The 18,005-nt window shown below is 40.1% G+C and carries 12 protein-coding genes; 7 read left to right on the top strand and 5 right to left on the bottom strand.

Translation table 11 applies throughout. The features are described from left to right. Nucleotides 1–10: 10 nt before the first annotated feature. From CMT41_RS15345 to CMT41_RS15325, 5 genes are all read right to left on the bottom strand, one after another. Nucleotides 11–907 (bottom strand): histidine kinase dimerization/phospho-acceptor domain-containing protein, encoded by an 897-nt coding sequence (locus tag CMT41_RS15345; RefSeq protein ID WP_058027754.1) that lies wholly within the window; start codon nucleotides 905–907, stop codon nucleotides 11–13. After that, nucleotides 897–2,249: a sigma-54-dependent transcriptional regulator gene (locus CMT41_RS15340; RefSeq protein ID WP_057182451.1), complete on the bottom strand. Its 1,353-nt coding sequence runs from the start codon at nucleotides 2,247–2,249 to the stop codon at nucleotides 897–899. Before CMT41_RS15340 ends, CMT41_RS15345 begins: the two co-directional genes overlap by 11 nt. Before the next feature lie 188 nt (nucleotides 2,250–2,437). Beyond that, entirely contained in the window at nucleotides 2,438–4,930 is a 2,493-nt protein-coding gene (locus CMT41_RS15335; protein WP_058027753.1) for an FtsX-like permease family protein, read from the bottom strand. Next, nucleotides 4,927–5,670, bottom strand: coding sequence for an ABC transporter ATP-binding protein (locus CMT41_RS15330; protein WP_057182447.1), 744 nt, complete (start codon nucleotides 5,668–5,670; stop codon nucleotides 4,927–4,929). The genes CMT41_RS15335 and CMT41_RS15330 overlap by 4 nt, the downstream gene beginning before the upstream one ends. A 116-nt stretch (nucleotides 5,671–5,786) precedes the next feature. After that, nucleotides 5,787–7,025: an efflux RND transporter periplasmic adaptor subunit gene (locus tag CMT41_RS15325; protein WP_058027752.1), complete on the bottom strand. Its 1,239-nt coding sequence runs from the start codon at nucleotides 7,023–7,025 to the stop codon at nucleotides 5,787–5,789. Between the two features lie 591 nt (nucleotides 7,026–7,616). Here CMT41_RS15325 and CMT41_RS15320 point away from each other — a divergent pair. The 7 genes from CMT41_RS15320 to CMT41_RS15290 all read left to right on the top strand — a co-directional run bounded on the left by CMT41_RS15320 (nucleotide 7,617) and on the right by CMT41_RS15290 (nucleotide 17,915). Further along, nucleotides 7,617–8,045: a hypothetical protein gene (locus tag CMT41_RS15320; protein WP_057182443.1), complete on the top strand. Its 429-nt coding sequence runs from the start codon at nucleotides 7,617–7,619 to the stop codon at nucleotides 8,043–8,045. 22 nt (nucleotides 8,046–8,067) lie between these two features. After that, the gene (locus CMT41_RS15315; RefSeq protein WP_058027751.1) at nucleotides 8,068–8,790 is read left to right on the top strand and encodes a pseudouridine synthase; all 723 of its coding nucleotides are present in this window, start codon (nucleotides 8,068–8,070) and stop codon (nucleotides 8,788–8,790) included. A gap of 136 nt (nucleotides 8,791–8,926) precedes the next feature. Further along, nucleotides 8,927–9,229, top strand: coding sequence for a hypothetical protein (locus tag CMT41_RS15310; RefSeq protein WP_057182440.1), 303 nt, complete (start codon nucleotides 8,927–8,929; stop codon nucleotides 9,227–9,229). 82 nt (nucleotides 9,230–9,311) lie between these two features. Next, a complete protein-coding gene (locus CMT41_RS15305; protein ID WP_057182696.1) occupies nucleotides 9,312–11,918 on the top strand; it encodes a sensor domain-containing phosphodiesterase in 2,607 nt (868 codons plus the stop codon). 242 nt (nucleotides 11,919–12,160) lie between these two features. After that, nucleotides 12,161–15,988 (top strand): bifunctional proline dehydrogenase/L-glutamate gamma-semialdehyde dehydrogenase PutA, encoded by a 3,828-nt coding sequence (putA, locus tag CMT41_RS15300; protein WP_057182438.1) that lies wholly within the window; start codon nucleotides 12,161–12,163, stop codon nucleotides 15,986–15,988. Between the two features lie 492 nt (nucleotides 15,989–16,480). Then, nucleotides 16,481–16,957 carry a winged helix-turn-helix transcriptional regulator gene (locus CMT41_RS15295; RefSeq protein WP_057182435.1) on the top strand — a complete coding sequence of 159 codons (477 nt, stop codon included), beginning with the start codon at nucleotides 16,481–16,483 and terminating at the stop codon, nucleotides 16,955–16,957. Nucleotides 16,958–17,072: 115 nt separating this feature from the next. Continuing rightward, nucleotides 17,073–17,915: an HDOD domain-containing protein gene (locus tag CMT41_RS15290; RefSeq protein WP_057182433.1), complete on the top strand. Its 843-nt coding sequence runs from the start codon at nucleotides 17,073–17,075 to the stop codon at nucleotides 17,913–17,915. Nucleotides 17,916–18,005 lie beyond the last annotated feature (90 nt).

Genomic DNA, 18,005 nt, shown 5'->3' with positions numbered 1-18,005 from the left:
TTGCTGTTCGTCAGCGTAGCTGACTTAACTGACTATACTGCTCAATAAAGCTAAGTAAGCGCTCACTTCGTGTCTTGATTCGACCCAGAACCATGCGGACTTGTGCTTCGTTAAAACTGTCGTTACATAATAAGGTGTCGGCCATCGATGCCATGGGGGTTAACGAATTGCGTAGTTCATGGGCTAATACCCGAATAAGATTTTGTTGGGTGATACTTTGTTGTTGATGTAATGGCTGGGAAATATCTAAGGCAGAAAAGATATGACATTTTTTTTGCTGATATAGATAGCTGATACTCTGACATTGCCACTGCTGATTGAATTGGCTGTGCGATAAATTGTCATTGTCCATAACAAAACCTAAATCTGCCGCGCTGGTGCCAATAAGCATGGGCTGCTGAATTTTATCCTTCATGGCAATATTACGATAGGTCAATTGATTATTCTCATCAAATAAACACACCGGAATAGGCCAAGAGTCGAGGATATGACTCAATAAATGGTCGATTGTTTGGTTTTGTTGCGCTTTTTTTAACTTATCTATAGCGAGCTTAGATATTTCTTGCTGTAATTCAGCCAATAAATTGTCAGGGTGTTGTGCTTTAAAACGTAAGTTTGTTTCGCCCTCACGGATCACTTGGGTATAGGTCGTTAGTTGCATAATGGCTTGGCACCAAAAATGATAACACCGCCAAGCCAGCCAAATAAGAGGATAAGCGAGGAAGAACAGTAAAGTAGCGCTCGCTAATATGCTCCAGCCTAGGCTATTGGTTAATGCCGTCACTAAAGCGAAGATAAGCATTAAGGTCGCTGTTAAAGCAAAACTAAGCCATTGCTCATGACTTAGTGTTAAAGCGAATGGTTTAGCTGGCGTTTTAGGACTAGCAGTTTTAAGGTTATTCAGCATGATGAATGGCAAATTTTTCTAAGCGACGGTAGAGCGCATTGCGAGAAATATCTAATAATTTTGCCGCCTCTATTACCTGACCGCCAGTGACAGTCATGGCTTTTTCAATCAGTTGTTTTTCTGCTTGTTCAAGTGGTTGCAATACCACCTCATCGCTGATGTTATCGGTATGTTCTAATAACAGTTGTTGCGCGGTAATTTCATCTGCGGTGCTAAGCAATACCGCACGTTCCATAACATGGCTGAGTTCGCGGATATTACCTGGCCAATTATGCTGTTTTAATTTATTAAGCGCACCAGCACTGAGCGTTAGCGTCGCTTTAGCATATTTATCACTGAAGCTCGTGATAAAATTACTTGCCAAGGCAGCAATATCTTCAAGGCGTTCACGCAGTGGCGGAATGGTAATCACCAAGGTATTTAAGCGATATAATAAGTCTTGGCGAAAAGCTTTTTTACTGACCAGTTGGTTAAGGTCAGCATTGGTGGCGCTAATTAAACGCACATCAGCCACTTGCGTCTGGCTTGAGCCTAAAATTTCATATTGGCCGCTCTCTAACACTCGTAATAACTTCGGTTGCAGTACCAGTGGTAAGGAACCAATTTCATCAAAAAATAGCGTGCCTTTATCGGCCAGCTGAAAGCGACCAATACGATTTTGTTTGGCATCGGTAAAGGCGCCCTTTTGATGACCAAAGAGTTCACTCTCAAATAAATTATCAGGAATGGCGGCCATATTTACCGTAATAAGTGGTGCCTGTTTACGCAAAGATAGCTGATGAATACGCTCAGCTAGTAATGATTTACCCGTACCATTTTCACCTAAGATCAAAATGTTGGCATCGGTTGGTGCAATCTGCGCCACTAAGGCTTCAATGGCTTGCATACTCGCTGATTGGCAGATCCAGTTTTGTGTACTCTCAGGGGCGAGTAGTTGTCGGTAGCCTTGGTTTTGCTCCTTAACTCGGGAAAAACTTAATTGCTGCTGGATACTGTTTAACAGTTTTAGCTTATTCCACGGCTTTTCAATAAAGTCACTGGCACCCTTTTGTAGGCCTTGTACGGCCAGCTCAACTGAGCCCCAGGCGGTCATTAAAATCACCGGGATATTTAACGGTTGCAGTTGGGCTAAAATGGCTAAGCCTTCTTGACCACTGGTAGTATCACGAGAGAAATTCATATCAAGTAGTACTAAATCAGGTCGTTGTCGATTGCTTTGGATGATGATTTCTTTGGCATTGGCGGCTTCAATAATCTGGTAACCCTCAGCGCTAAGTAATAAGTTTAACGCTAAACGAATATCATCATCATCATCAGCAATTAAAATGGTGGCATTTTGCATAGGAGTTTCCATAAAAGTTAAGCGATTACGCTTTATCAAAGTAAAAGAAAAGGAAACGAGTTTAATCGTTTCCTTTATTAATCTAATTACTCTTAGTATGCCAATTACTTTAGTTGAATGGCTAGTGTTAGAGCAAAAAAAGCTATATTTATCGGACTGTTATTGCCGAGCTATCATAGCTGCAGCAGTTATTCTTCACGTAAGGCTTGCATAGGATCGCTACTTATCACTCGCCATGCTGGCATAATTACCGATAATATAACGATAATCACTAAGGCCGCATCCAAGGTCGCCATCGCTAGCCAGTTAAAGTCAGGTAACATTGCTAGGTTTTGCGATATTTTGGCATAACCAAAGACCGAGATAATAAAACCTAAACCTAAACCTATCACTAACATAGCAAGGGCATCTTTAAGAATAAACTTAACCAAGGTCGCTTGTTTAGCGCCTGTTGCCATACGCACGGCCAGCTCATATTTTCTGTGGTTAGTGGTCATCTGGGTTAAGCCAGCAACACCAATAGCAGCAAGGAAAAGTGTTAAAGCGGTCATGGCTAAGACTATCCATAAGCTAAGACGTTGGTTGAGTGTTTGTCTCTGTAAAACATCGGCTAATGATTCCACTGTGACGTTAGTTAAGCGCGGGAATTGGCGTTTTACTTCACTGGCTAACATAGCGGCAGTAACCGTTGCTCCTTCTGGCAGCATCACGGTAAATTGAATGGTAGTACCAGGTCTCACTCGATGAGAATAAATTGCCGGTAAACCTATCGGATCCGCAATACCCGTTTGACTTAGGGTGTTAGCAACAATGCCAGTAACAATGGATGGCGGGGTGGAATTATCAGCGCTCATTTGAATGGTTTTGCCGATAACTTCTTGGTAAGTTAATTCTGAAAACAATAGTTTTGCCATATATTCATCGATAACAATTCTATCTTCATCATTATCAATTTGTGCTTGGCTGACATTAGCACCTGCTAACATAGGGATACTAAAAGTAGAGAAATACTTCGCCCCTAAGGTTTTTATTTGGTGAATAACCCGCTGACCTGAGGCTTCATCGAGAAAGGCATTTATACGTAAAGAACTAGACAAAGGGCCATAGTTAGGTGCAATAACTTGGCTATTAGGAACTTGTTGTTCGATTAAACGAGATAAGTCATCAAGCAACTGTTTAGTTTCGCTCTTGCCGTAATCATCAAAGCTATTTAATTGAGTTACGTATTCTTCATCGCTAACCGTCATGGCAATCTCATAACTATTGCCAAGTTCATAACCAAGATCTTGGTAAACGGCTTGATAGCTTTGCATGGCGATCATCACTGATGCGGTCAGTAATATTGAGGCGATCGAAAGTTGCAGCACCATTAATACCCGGCTTAACCATTGATTGCTCTGCGCCTGAATACCTTTACCACTACTATTTAAGTTATTGCTTAGCGCTTGTTTATCAATATCAACCAAGGCCAGCGCGCTAAATAATACACTTAGCGCTAAGATGATGGCCATAGCGGCTAATACCGTGGTGCTATCAATAGCAATGGCATCCATCATAGGTAGGCTATCACCGGCTATTAACGGTAAACTTCTTATCGCCCAACCGGTAACCAATAAACCCGTTATTGCCGCTAGCACAAAACTAGGCAGATTTTCCAGTAAGACCATTAATCTGATTTTAGTTAAGCTTGCCCCTAAGCTAATTTGAATGGCAAACTCTTTGGTTCGGCCTTGATAATGAGCGATAAATAAATTAAGTAAGTTAAGTGTTGCCATTAACAATAAGCCAATAACCGCGGCAAATAAGGCAATAAGTAGCCCTTCAGTTTCTCCTAACATATTGCTGCGATAGCTACTGGCCTTAGCGACTTTATTGGTGTTGCTAATAAAGTCCATAAACATTTGTACTTGCTCACCATCAACATTGCGGGTTACATAGTCTTCTAACCAAGCATCAACTTCTGCTTGTGATGGTAGCTGTGCTTGGCCATTAGCCGATTTTAGTATCAGGTTATCAAGTTCATTGCTAATATTACCGACATTATCCTTTTGCGCTTTTATCTTAGTTAGGTTGGCGATAAACCAGACTTGTTGCGCTAAAATTACTTGGTTACTTTTTATGGCCATCACATCTTCAATGACACCGGCAATAATATAGTTTTTATTGGTCATGGTAATTTGTTTGCCAATAACAGACTTAATGCCAGCAAAGGCATTTTGCCAAAGACTTGCTGATATCCACACGTATTTTTCTGGTGACTCTATGGTGACATCATCACCCAGTAATAATTGGCTACCTAACACTGAAATAATGTTACTTGAAGCGTCATAGCGGGTGGTGGCAAAGGTAGTGTTATTGACGATAACATCTTGCTCAGATGGGGCAATACCCGCCCATTCACCGACATCAGCAAAGTGCTCACTGAAATCGACCAAGCGATTCATGTTCCAATAGGAAACACTCAAGGTATCTGACATATTAAAGCGATAATCAAAGGTTTGCAGCGAAGCCTCATTTTTTACCCCTTGCAACGGTTGATACAACAGGGTCGAGGCAATTGAGATAACACTTAATACTGCGCCTAAGGTTAAACCCAGGGTTAAAATTAACGGTACACTTAAGCGCGGTAATGAAAATACCCGTGTTATGCCTTGATATAAGGCTTTTTTCAATAAACTCATGCAACCCCCTGTAATGACTTTTCATTTTTAGCAATGGTGCTTAAATCAGCGCTTACATTAGTGTTGATTTCTGCAACTATTTGCCCATCGAGTAATTGGATTTGGCGACTGGCACAACGTGAATAACGACTATCATGCGTTACCATGACTATGGTGGAGCCGTCTTTGTTAAGTTGCGCTAACAAGGACATCACCAGATCACCATTTTTACTGTCTAAGTTACCCGTTGGCTCATCCACTAAGATCAGGTCGGGTTTACCGACAAGAGCACGAGCTATGGCAATACGTTGTTGCTGACCACCAGAGAGTTGGTTCGGGCGATAGTGTTGACGATGTAACATATCAACTTGGCTCAGTACTTCTTCTACCCGCTGTTTTATTTCTGCTTTTTTACCGCCTCTGTGCTCTAACGGCAGCGCCACGTTTTCAAATACGGTTAAGCTATCGATTAAATTGAACGACTGAAATACATAACCTATATGTTCATTACGAATTTGTGTACGTTGGTCTACTTTTAAACCGGCAGTAGCAATATTAGCGAGCTGATAATCACCCTCACTGGCTGAATCCATTAAGCCCATAATTGCAAGTAAGGTAGACTTGCCGCAGCCAGAAGGGCCGGTAATTGCGACAAACTCACCTTGGTTGATTTCTAAACTAATGCCTTGTAAGGCATGGGTTTCTATTTGCTGGCTATCGTAACGTTTGTGAATGTTTGTCATGGTTACTATATTTTTCATGGAGTTTTCCTTAAATATTATCGTTATTGCTACGGAGATAGCCGTCAGCTTTATTATTGGTTGGTAACGGGTCGTTCGTTGCTTCTAGTGGTTATTTTTTATTGTTAATTGTACCGTTATTCGGTGATGCTCACCTGTTGGTACTTGCTGTATTGCTGAGTGTCACTACTGACTATCTGCTCGCCAGGTTGAAGTCCGGCAGTGATCACTAATTTATTTCCTGAAAGCTCGCCAAAGGTGACATCTCTTTGTATCAAGGTGTTGTTAGTATCGCGGACAAAAACTCTCTGCTTACTACGAGGACGAAAGCCAGGTATTTGTTCTATGTAGTTAATAGCTAGTTGATGCCTAACAAATACTTGTGCTGAAATGGATAGTGCTGGGCGGGCATTAGAGGTTAATGCTTGATCAATTACCGCCTCAGCTAACACCGAGCCATTACTAACCACACTTTCGATACGGGTGATATGGGCTTTGATTATGCCTTTTTGCGTATCAATCAATACCAGTGCATTGATATCTATTTGATCGGCTTGGTTTTGTGGTAAACGCAAACGCACAATTAACTCTTCATCACTACCCACCTTTGCCAGCGACTGACCTAATTGCACACTTTGGCCCAACTCAACGTCTAAGGATTGTAGTGAGCCACTAATGCCAGCTTTTACTTTCATATCATCAAGTTGTTGCTCAAGTAAGTTAACTTGTGCTTGTTGTTGGGTAATGGTGATGTCACGCTGGATTAGCTGGTGGCCTTGCATTTCGATAAATTGTTTATATTTTCTCTTTTCAAAGTCGAGCCGGCTACTTTCTTGCTTTACCGCTAATTTAGCGCGTTGTAATTCTATTTTTGATGCAATGCCTAGATCCAGCAGGTTTTTATTTACCGATAACTCCAGCTGCGCTTTTTCAATTTCGGCTTCAATATCGGCGATGCGACCTTGAAAATTTAAGCGTTCACTTTGTTGTTCATATTTAAACGCTTCTCTTTGCGCTAATTGCTGAGCAAACTGACCCTTAGCGGCATTAACTTCTTGCACCAATCTAGGGTTGGATAACTGTAAAATAATAGTGTTAGGGCTGACCTTAGTACCAGGGCGCACTAAAATTTCAGCAACCTTACCTAATGCTGGCGCGGTTAATAAACGCTCTTTTGCGGAAGCGAATTCGCCATAGGCATTAGCATAAATATCTAAATCGCCTTGTACTACCGTTTGAAAGCTTAGCTGACTTAACGGCACTGACTTAGTTGCTTTGCCACTGACGCTATAACCACCGTATGCCATTAATAAGGTAAAGCTGGCAGTGGCGATCCATTTCTTCCACGGTTGCTTTTTAGTTAGGGCAATTTTCATAAAGTTTCACTGTTATTCTTAACTGATGAAATAAGTAATGAAATATCTGTGCCAACTTTAAAGTATACATAAAATCAATCGCTTAGCCTTTATTGTGTTTTTTTAATGCTCAATATGTTCGCTTTTAACGGCAGGGTGTTCGAAAGTGAATTTAGCCTCAGCTATATTGATAGGTGTAACAGCAATCAATTTAGCGCTATATAAGTTTAGGGTTGTAATACGGTGTAATGTTCTCCTTTTCATCTATGGGGTAAGTTAATACCGTGTTATTAAAATCGCTAAATTGTGCAATAAGCAATGCCATAATCAATGCGATAACAAAGGCAATAGCACAGCCGATGTCATCGTAATTGTTAGAGGGCACGGCTGTAAGATTTTTTCTGCTGAACCCTCCATGATGGCACTAGGTTTTACCGCCAGTGTTTTCCTGTTAATAATGGTCGGCAGGCACGGTAATGATATTGAGTGAACAAGCTGAAATTTGTCGGTAACGCGGTTATGATATGAGCTAGAGTAAAGCGCTAGTGAAATTGTATCTTGGCTATACTTACTACTAGCAATTTTATTGCTTAAAAGAGGATGAGAATTAATATGACGGAAGCGCTACCGCTGACCATTAACGTAAATAGCGACTTACTCGACAAATTTACTCAATTAAAATCAATTAGTAATAAGCTTGAAGCGCAGTTTAATTTTCACACCTTAACGGCTAATTGGTATGGTGATGAAAGACAGGTGTTAGCAATACAACTGTTACTAGAAACACCGCTAAGCTTTAAAGAATGCCAAAAAGGGCTAAAGAGGTTATCGGCAAGTGAGGTGAGTGTTAGCCATTTTTCTGATGATGTGTTTAGTTGCTTTAATGAAGGCGAGCAGCAATTGCTTTGTTATATCGCAATCACTAACTCAGAGCTTGACTTGTTGGCGACGCAGCCAAAATTATTAATGGGCTTTATTCAGGTGAAAATACATAAAGTACTGAATTTAATTGCCGTTCAGCGGTCTCTGGCTAAGATATAATACCTTGAGGTAAGTAAAAAATATGGCTATTAGCACCACACGCCTAGATCGTTTTATTAGTAAATCTTACCAAGTAAATCGTAAAGCCGTACGCTTGATTTTGGCGCAAAAACGGGTTTATGTTGATGGCGTGGTCGCTACCGATATAGCGCAAATTGTTGATCAGTTTTCAACTATAGTTTTGGATGACAACATACTGCAGGCCAATAAAGCGCATTACATTATGCTTAATAAACCTGTTGGTGTTGTCTGTGCCACCAAAGATGAAAAACATAAAACGGTCATTGATTTACTGGTTGGACAATTTGAGCAAGCAACTAGGGATAGTTTGCATATAGTAGGGCGACTTGATTTAAATACCTCAGGATTGGTACTGTTAACCAATGATAGCCGCTGGTCGGAACGATTAACTTCACCGGCACATAAAGTGGCTAAATGCTATCAAGTCCGCCTTGCTAACCCATTAACAGCAGAGTATATCAGTGCTTTTGCCCAAGGTATGTATTTTTCATATGAAAAAATAACCACACAGCCAGCAGCACTGCGCATTATTTCTCCCTTTGCAGCGGAAGTGATCTTAACGGAAGGGCGTTATCATCAAATTAAGCGTATGTTTGGTCGTTTTCAAAATCAAGTTGTTGCCTTACATCGCCAATCCATTGGTCAATTAAGTTTAGACAAGTCACTCAATATTGGCGATAGTAGAGCTTTAAATAGTGAGGAAGTAGTTAAGATAAGTGGATAAAAAAACATCAATAAAGAAGGTTTTTTACCCTAAGTGTTTGATATTAATTATAACAATATAGGCACTCGCATTTTTATCTTGCTTGGGTATAATGTCATAACGTAAAAAATTGTTTTAAAGTGAATGGAATTGTTAAATGAATAAATTATTGTTATTGGCGGTACCGGTTATTGTCTTATTGGCAAGTTGTTCGAGTGTTGATAATGCTTGTGAAGATGTCACCTTAGCATCTGAACAAATTCAACAGTGTCAGGCATTACATAAGAAAATTGTTAACGCCAGAGGTGATATCCTTATTCGCACAGAGTTAGAGCGTCGCTATCAACAAGACTGTATTGAAATTCGTTATTATCGTGATGAACGACAAGCAGCTATATGCGGTAACAAACATAAGATAAAAGCAGTTAATAAATCAGCTAAAATAGAAGCGCAGCAGTAAGCACACTCCGCTATGATAGCATTTGAACTTTATCAAATGCTTACGAAATAAGAGAGCGAAATAATAAAACGGTATGGTAATTTTGAAAGTAGCAAATCAACAGGCGAAAACAAGTAAAGCCGCAGAACAGTTAATATGTGCTAAAGAGGCACGTATTGTTAAACTGACTGAGGATGTTGATTTTTTAGAGAAAAAAAATGCCGACTTACAAGCGCGTTATACCGCATTATTTAAACTGAATCACTTGTCGCAAGAGTGTCTTGATCTAGATAGCTTTTATCCACAAGTACATAACACCATTGCCTCGTTAATGACCGCGAAAAACTTTTTTATTGTCTTATACGATCAAACGTTTGATACCTTAGAATTTGTATATTTTATCGATGAAAAAGATGAAAAACCCTCAGGGCTTATCGATTATCAAGATTATGAGGGCTCATTTACTAATTTAGTTATTGAGTCAAAACAGCCGTTACTGCTAACGCCTGAGTTAGAACAAAAGCTCTTCGATAACTATAAAATTAAACAGTTTGGCTCTCGAGGTACTGACTGGTTAGGGGTACCATTACTGCACAATGGCTTAGTCATAGGCACTATCACCATACAAAGTTATGATGAAAAAACTCGCTATAACGACTCTGATTTAAATCTACTTACTTTTGCTGCCCAACATGTTGTTGGTGCTATGGTGCGTTTGCAAGATCAACAACGCTTACAAAATGCCGTTAATGCTCGCACTAAAGAATTAATGGCGCAAATTCGTGAGCGGGAAAAATCAGAATTATTACAAGAGTCATTATATCGAATATCCGAGTTAACCACGGATATCGAACTAGATATAGGTACCTTTTATAGTAAGGTGCACAATATTATTGGCCAGTTGATTAATGCTAAGAACTTCTTTATTGCCAAATACGAACATGATAGCCAAACGCTGCATTTTTCTTATTATCAAGATGAACATGCCAGTAATTTAATCAAAGATTTTAAACCGAGAAAACTCTCTAACGGTTATTCCGAATTAGTGTTGCGCCGTAGAGAAACCGTGTTACTGACCTATTCGGAAATGATGAGTTTGCACCTTGCCGGTGAAACGGCTAAACCGCAAGACGATATTCACTCTTGGCTTGGTGTGCCATTAATTTATTCAGGCCAATTACTCGGTGTTATGGTGTTACAAAGCTATCACTATAAAACCACATACAACCAGCAAGATGCGGAGTTACTTAATTTCGTTTCTAACCATGTCTCGGTCGCCATTAAACGCCGAGAGTTAGCTGATTTTGAGCGGCGCAGCCATGAATTACTTGAACAGCAAGTTAAATTACGCACATTGGCACTCGAAGATGAGATTACTCAGCGTAAACAGGCGGAGAAATTATTACAGCATACTGCTGCCCATGATAGTTTAACCGGTCTGCCTAACAGAACCGTGTTTCTTGACTTACTCAATCACGCTATTGCTTGCGCTAAGCGCAAAGATGATTTTTCTTTTGCTGTGCTATTTTTAGACTTAGATCGCTTTAAAGTGGTTAATGATAGTTTAGGACATCATGCTGGCGATCTGTTATTAAAAATCATTGCCCGAGAGTTACTCGCTATTGTCCGTGACAAAGATACCGTGGCTCGCATAGGTGGTGATGAATTTGTAATTTTAATTGAAGACTTACGCTCAAATGAAGAAGCCTTTGACGTAGCACAGCGCATCACCAAATTTCTTCAACAGCCTTTTACTCTCGATAATCAGTTAGTTTACACCGGTACCAGTATTGGTATTTCGTTTAGCAATAAACGTTATGATGATGCTAATACCATGCTAAGGGATGCTGATACGGCTATGTATCATGCCAAGGATAATGGCAGAGGGCGTTATGAAGTTTTTGATGACAGTATGCATCAAAAAGTGCAAAACGCCTTAAGCCTTGAGGCGGATATTCGCGAAGCGATTGCTTGGCAGGAGTTTATTCCTCATTTTCAACCAATACTGCAACTCGATAACCGAGAGCTTAAAGGTTTTGAGGCGTTAGCTCGCTGGCAAAGTACCAAACGTGGTTTTGTTTATCCTAATGATTTTATCCCACAGGCTGAAGAAACGGACTTAATCCAAGAAATTGATCTGCAAATTATTGAAAAAGCTTGCCAGCAACTGAAGCTTTGGCAAGATAAGTTAGGCTGTCATGATCTTTATGTCAGCTGTAACTTGTTTGCTAAACAATTTTTTAGAACCAGCTTACCGCAAGATATTGCCAAGGTATTAAAAGACACCGGGTTAGCTCCCCACAACCTGCGGGTTGAGTTAACCGAGCGCGCCTTGTTGGAAAATGCTGAGATCGTACTGACCAATATGCAAGCCCTAAAGGATATGGGGGTTAAAATATTATTAGACGATTTTGGTACCGGCTATTCAAGTTTAGGTTATTTACACCGTTTCCCCATTGATGTCTTGAAAATTGATCGCTCCTTTATTAGCAATGTCCATGAGCATGATAATAATAGTGCTATTATTCGCACCATAGTAGATTTAGCGAACAACTTACAAATGGCAACCATAGGTGAGGGCATTGAAACCTTGGCCGATGCTGAGTTATTACAGCAAAAAGGCTGCATATACGGACAAGGCTATTATTTTGCTAAACCTATGTCACCGGACGACGCCACGGATTATATTATTGAAAAAATGAGTAACTAACAGGCAAGTCACTACTGCTGCAAGTCAGCTAACTAGAGTTTTTCAGTATATTCTGCTGTCAACTTGATATTATTCCCTATAAAACTTCAGAAAACCCGCAAAATAACCAGCACATTCTGTGGCTGCTCTCCTAAAATGCACTTATAAAATTAATATTGTCATTTACTAATAATATTTTTATTAATAGCAATTCGACTATAACTAAAGCAGGATTTAACCTGCTCGCCTTTGAGGAAATAACCATGCTTTATACTGGTTCATTAATTACCGATTGCCCGATTAGACAAAAAATCCGTGAATTTTATCGTATAGATGAAAATGTTGCCGTTGACCATATTTTACCTGCTGCCGAAGTCAATGTTAGCGCTCGTAGTCGTGCTTGGGAACGTGCCCGTAAAATGGTGTTACAAATTCGTCAAGACCAAGAAGGTAATGGCGCAATTGATGCGTTGCTTAATGAGTATTCACTTTCATCAGAAGAAGGTGTGGTATTGATGTGTTTGGCGGAAGCGTTATTACGTGTACCCGATAAACATACTCAAGATGAACTTATTCGCGATAAAATTTCTCAAGGTCAATGGAGCTCTCACTTAGGCGCCAGTGACTCTATTTTTGTTAATGCATCATCATGGGGCTTATTAATTACTGGCTCTATGGTCGATTATGCTGATAAACGTAAAAAAGACCAATTTGGTTTATTGAAGAAGATCATTGGTCGTCTGGGTGAGCCTGTTATTCGTACCTCTATGAACTATGCCATGAAAATTATGGGTAAGCAGTTTGTCATGGGTGAAACCATTAAAGCCGCTACTGTACGCGCAGCTATCAAAGAACAGCAAGGTTATGTCTATTCATACGATATGCTGGGTGAGGGAGCGCGCACTATGGCCGATGCTGATAGGTACCTTAAAGCCTATCAAGATGCCATCACTGCCATTGGTGAGGTAGCTCTTGCTTCAGGTAAGAACGATCCACGTAAAGTGCCAGGTATTTCAATTAAATTATCTGCCATTCACCCACGTTATGAGTTTTCTCATAAAGCACGGGTAATGGCAGAAATAGTTCCTAAGTTAAAGGCGCTATGTTTACAAGCTAAGCAATACAATATTGGTTTAACGGTTGACGCTGAAGAATCCGAGCGTTTAGAAATCTCCTTAGATATTATTGAAGCTGTGTTTAGTGATAGTGACTTAGGTGATTGGCAAGGCTTTGGTATAGCGCTACAAGCCTACCAAAAACGTGCCATTTTTGTGGTCGATTGGTTGCGTGAATTAACCTTGCGCACGAAACGAAAAATGATGGTGCGTTTAGTTAAAGGGGCTTATTGGGATACTGAGATTAAAAATGCCCAAAAAGATGGCTTAAGTCATTTTCCTGTTTTCACTCGTAAATCTTCGACCGATGTTTCTTATCATGCTTGTGCCAACAAATTACTAGAATACCGCGATACTATCTATCCACAATTTGCTACCCATAATGCCTATACTGCGGCAACCATTGTTGAGCTAGCCGGTGATGATAAAGAGGGCTTTGAATTCCAATGTCTACATGGCATGGGTGATTCTTTGTATGATCAAATTGTTAGAGAGGAAGGCATTCAATGTCGAATTTATGCCCCAGTAGGGCATCATGAAGACTTACTGGCCTATTTGGTGCGCCGCTTATTGGAAAATGGTGCTAACTCGTCATTTGTTAATGCCATTGTTGATAATTCGCAACCGGTGGAAAACTTATTAGAAGATCCAGTAGAGAAAACCCTGCGCTTAAAAGTTAAATACAATAATCAAATAACACTGCCAATGGATCTTTACCAAGGTGAAGGTGAGCAAGGCCGTAATAATTCAAAAGGTTTAGATTTAACCGATATTAATGAAATAATGCCATTAAAAGCGGCCTTAGATACTTGGTTTGTTGAGCATTTACTTACTGAAAGTGAGGTACCTGAAGGAGCTAAAGCGGTAAGGAATCCAGCTAATCGTAGTGAAATTATAGGTTTTCATCAACATGCCAGCAAAGATGATATGTTGGCGATGATTGATAAGGCTGAAACGGCTTTTAACACTTGGTCAACAACGCCAGTAGCTGAACGTGCCGAGTTACTTGGTCGGGTTGCTGATATTATAGAACGCCATATGGATGAGCTCATTGCTTTGTGTATCAAAGAAGCAGGTAAAGTCGCCCAAGATGGTATTGATGAAGTACGTGAAGCCGTTGATTTTTGTCGCTACTACGCCGCCCGCGCTATTGAATTAAATGACGATGAAAGACTAACACCACGGGGTGTGGTGTTATGTATTAGCCCATGGAACTTCCCACTGGCTATTTTCTTAGGGCAAGTTGCCGCCGCTATTGCCACGGGTAATACTGTTTTGGCAAAACCCGCGGAACAAACCGGTTTAATTGCACTGCGCACCATTGAACTGATGAAGTCGGTAGGCTTACCTGAAAACGTAGTGCAAGTGGTAATTGCTCGCGGTAGTGCGGTAGGTAATACCATTATTCCTGATAGCCGTATCCAAGCGGTTATGTTTACTGGCTCTACCGAAACAGGGACACTAATTTCGCAAACCTTGGCTGAACGTGGTGGTGAGCAAGTGCCATTAATTGCCGAGACTGGTGGCCAAAACTGTATGATAGTTGACTCCACCGCGTTACCTGAGCAAGTGGTCGACGATGTGATCTCATCAGGCTTCCAAAGTGCTGGCCAACGTTGTTCTGCGCTGCGGGTACTGTTTTTACAAGAAGATATTGCTGAGCAAGTTATTAGCATGTTACAAGGTGCCTTAGCGGAATTACATGTTGGTAACCCAGCAAAATTAAGTACGGATATTGGCCCAGTGATCGATCAAAAAGCACTTGATGCCCTAAATGCTCATGCCGATTATATGAAGTCACACGGTAAATTATTATACCAATGTGAGTTTTCTGATGAAGTAGTGGCTGAAGATGGTCACTTCTTCTTTGCACCACGCTTATATGAAATTGATGATATTAGCGTATTAAAGCAAGAAGTTTTTGGTCCGTGTGTGCATATTGTTCGCTTTAAAGGCAATGAAATTGAAAGTGTTATTGATAAAATTAATGGCACTGGTTTTGGTCTCACTATGGGTATTCATACCCGTATAGAGAATAGAGCCATTGAGTTAGCCAAATTATCGCGTGCTGGTAATATATATATTAACCGTAATATGATTGGTGCTATTGTTGGTGTACAACCTTTTGGTGGTCGTGGCCTTTCTGGCACTGGCCCTAAAGCCGGTGGTCCAAACTACCTAACTCGTTTAGTCAAAGAAAAAGCCACGCCAGATACTCACGCCTTTAACTTTCCGGCAGAGAAAATTGCCACTTTAACGGGCAGTGCCGCTGAAAAGCATGAAGCAACACGCATAATGGACAAAGCTAACTGGGTAGAGAAAGAGTGGCGCTCAACTGAGCTAATTACCCGAATTTCATGTGTACGTCAGTTACTTGCAAAGATTGCTCACGTAGAAATTGTTGATGATTTAGCCGATGATTTAAACCGTACCTTAGCAGCCGCACGCTCACAGCTAATTAGTATTGAAAAACGCTTGAAAAATCCGCAAGAACTACCTGGACCAACAGGTGAATCAAATATACTTTACTTAGAAAACCGCGGTAATATTATTTGTTATGCCGATGAAAAAGTTAGTTTCCACTTCTGGGTGCTATCTATAGTGACAGCGCTTGCTACGGGCAATACGGTAGTTACTGTTGTTTCTGACTTGTTCTACCAAGAAGCATTGGCCTTTAGAGACAAATTTATTACGACCGGCGCTGGTAAAGATGTTTTCCAAGTCGCTAAATTATGTCACTTAGAAACACTGCTTAGCCATCCAGCTTTATCGGGTGTGGTCGTTGATAGTCATTGTGAAAGTAAACACTATGTCAGTGAAAAATTAGCACAACGTGTTGGCGCTATTTTACCGGTAATAAGCTCTGAGTATTTTGATAATTTAATTCAGCGTTTATTGACGGAAAAAACCATCAGCATAGATACCACAGCTTCTGGAGGTAATACTTCACTAATGACTCTGGTTGAAGAGGACTAGTTATACCAGTTTCATTAATTAGGTGAGCTGTTTTATACGTAGGAAAAAAGACCAAATACAAGGCATTTATTTTTATAACTAGTTGTGCTAATTATTAAATAAATAACAACGTAGTTGGTGATTTTAACAAGTAGAAATGATCACATATTTAGTGAGGTTGGTATTAATTGCCATAACAACTTAGTTGTTAATTAACATAAAACGCGAACGTTTACTGGCCAGTAAACGTTCGCGTTTTTTTTGTACTTGTGCTTTTTTTTGCTGAGGTTATGCTTTTTACTAATATTAATACCAATTTCATTAAATTATTGCCCACTTGTGCGGGTTAACATACTCCAAGGCGGTGTTGCTCTCGATTGAGCAATAGCCAACTATTGCTCAAAAGAGCGCCTTGCTTTAATTTATTTTTCCGGTGCACAACAAGATCACAAAGTTAATGAAACTGGTATAATATGGCAATATTAACAATAGCCCCTATTAAATCATGCTGATATGACTATTAACAAAATAAAGCCCCTAGACCGTATCGATAAGGTCATTTTATCTACGCTACAAGCCGATGGCAGAATTTCAAATGTTGAGTTAGCTAAAAAGGTTAACTTGAGTGCCAGTCCTTGTTTAGATCGTGTCAGACGCTTAGAAAACGAAGGTTATATTGAGCGTTATGGCGCCTTGTTATGTGCGAGTAAACTCAATTATGGTATGACAGCTTTTGTGCAAGTTACCCTAAACCGTACTACCTCAGATACCTTCAAACTATTTAAAAATGCCGTGGTAACCATTAAAGAAGTGGTTGAATGTCATTTGATTGCCGGTGGTTATGACTACCTGTTGAAAATTCGTTTTGCTGATATGGAAGGTTACCGCCTGGTATTAGAAAAAATTGCCGACTTACCAGCCATAGCGCAAACGAGTACTTACATGGTGACAGAGCATATTAAGCATGACAGTGGCGTACCGTTAGACTAGCTTGATTTAGGGTAATTACCTGATTTTAAGATGAAATTAATATTGTTAAGCGCAAGTAGCTTTGCTATATATTTAAGGTCTAGACTTTTTAAATAACGTATCTCAAGGAGCTACTATGAACGCACATGATTATGCATTACAAGCTAATGGCTCGTTTGCTCTGCCAGATGCCTGCTTTAAAGTAAAAGCCTTAATGGCCGATGACAGCGCGCAAATTGCTGACTTTGCCGATATTATTGGTATTGACCCCTCCATGACTTCGCGACTATTACAAATAGCCAACAGTGCTATTTATAGTTTTCCAGGTGAAATTAGTACTATCTCGCGCGCGATTACCATCATTGGCACACAAGCTATTTATAATATGATGTTGGTCGATGTTGCCGCTTCAGCTTTTAAGCACTTTGCCAATCAAGCCATTGACTTAAAACGCTTTTGGCGGATGAGTGTTTATTGTGGTCTGGCTTCTAAAAACCTTGCTATTAGTTCAGGAAAGCGTGATATTGAGCGCTTATTTATTGCCGGCTTATTACAAAATTTTGGCGAGTTATTGGTTGCTAAACTAAATCCTGAACTGGCTCAGCGTTGTGAGAAATATAATAAAGATCAGCTGCCTTGGCAGTTGCAAGAGCTGGCCTTAGGTTTTACCTATACCGATGTGTCAGCAGATTTACTAAAAATTTGGCAACTCCCTGAAAAAATTATTTTACCTATTCGCCACTTTCATGCTGCCTCAAGTATTGAAATTAATCAAGATGTCAAAATTTTGAATTTAGCTTCCCGGCTGGCGTTAATTGATAGCCACAGTGATGAGTTTTCTTATGATGATGTGATTGATGAATCTTTATGTCGGTCACTGGGTTTATCTACTGAAGATCTAGCGCAAGCAGCTGAGTATGCTGAAAAAGAAGCGACCAGTATTTTATCTATTATGAATCCAAAACTTTTTTCTAGATAATTCATCTAGGCTCAGTGAGTATTTATGGCACTGAGCTAATGATTCTCTGCGTTTTTGACTAATAAATAATCAGCGTTGATTTTTAGCCTT

The sequence above is a fragment of the Colwellia sp. MT41 genome, assembly GCF_001444365.1.
Lineage (GTDB): Bacteria > Pseudomonadota > Gammaproteobacteria > Enterobacterales > Alteromonadaceae > Colwellia > Colwellia marinimaniae.
The sequence above is the reverse complement of the archived record's forward strand: the minus strand, read 5'-3'. Positions and strand labels throughout refer to the sequence as shown.

What these genes read in the sequence shown, in the direction of transcription:
- CMT41_RS15345 (WP_058027754.1), bottom strand. Translation starts at nt 907, where the DNA reads ATGCTGAATAACCTTAAAACTGCTAGTCCTAAAACGCCAGCTAAACCA.
- CMT41_RS15340 (WP_057182451.1), bottom strand. Translation starts at nt 2,249, where the DNA reads ATGCAAAATGCCACCATTTTAATTGCTGATGATGATGATGATATTCGT.
- CMT41_RS15335 (WP_058027753.1), bottom strand. Translation starts at nt 4,930, where the DNA reads ATGAGTTTATTGAAAAAAGCCTTATATCAAGGCATAACACGGGTATTT.
- CMT41_RS15330 (WP_057182447.1), bottom strand. Translation starts at nt 5,670, where the DNA reads ATGAAAAATATAGTAACCATGACAAACATTCACAAACGTTACGATAGC.
- CMT41_RS15325 (WP_058027752.1), bottom strand. Translation starts at nt 7,025, where the DNA reads ATGAAAATTGCCCTAACTAAAAAGCAACCGTGGAAGAAATGGATCGCC.
- CMT41_RS15320 (WP_057182443.1), top strand. Translation starts at nt 7,617, where the DNA reads ATGACGGAAGCGCTACCGCTGACCATTAACGTAAATAGCGACTTACTC.
- CMT41_RS15315 (WP_058027751.1), top strand. Translation starts at nt 8,068, where the DNA reads ATGGCTATTAGCACCACACGCCTAGATCGTTTTATTAGTAAATCTTAC.
- CMT41_RS15310 (WP_057182440.1), top strand. Translation starts at nt 8,927, where the DNA reads ATGAATAAATTATTGTTATTGGCGGTACCGGTTATTGTCTTATTGGCA.
- putA (WP_057182438.1), top strand. Translation starts at nt 12,161, where the DNA reads ATGCTTTATACTGGTTCATTAATTACCGATTGCCCGATTAGACAAAAA.
- CMT41_RS15295 (WP_057182435.1), top strand. Translation starts at nt 16,481, where the DNA reads ATGACTATTAACAAAATAAAGCCCCTAGACCGTATCGATAAGGTCATT.
- CMT41_RS15290 (WP_057182433.1), top strand. Translation starts at nt 17,073, where the DNA reads ATGAACGCACATGATTATGCATTACAAGCTAATGGCTCGTTTGCTCTG.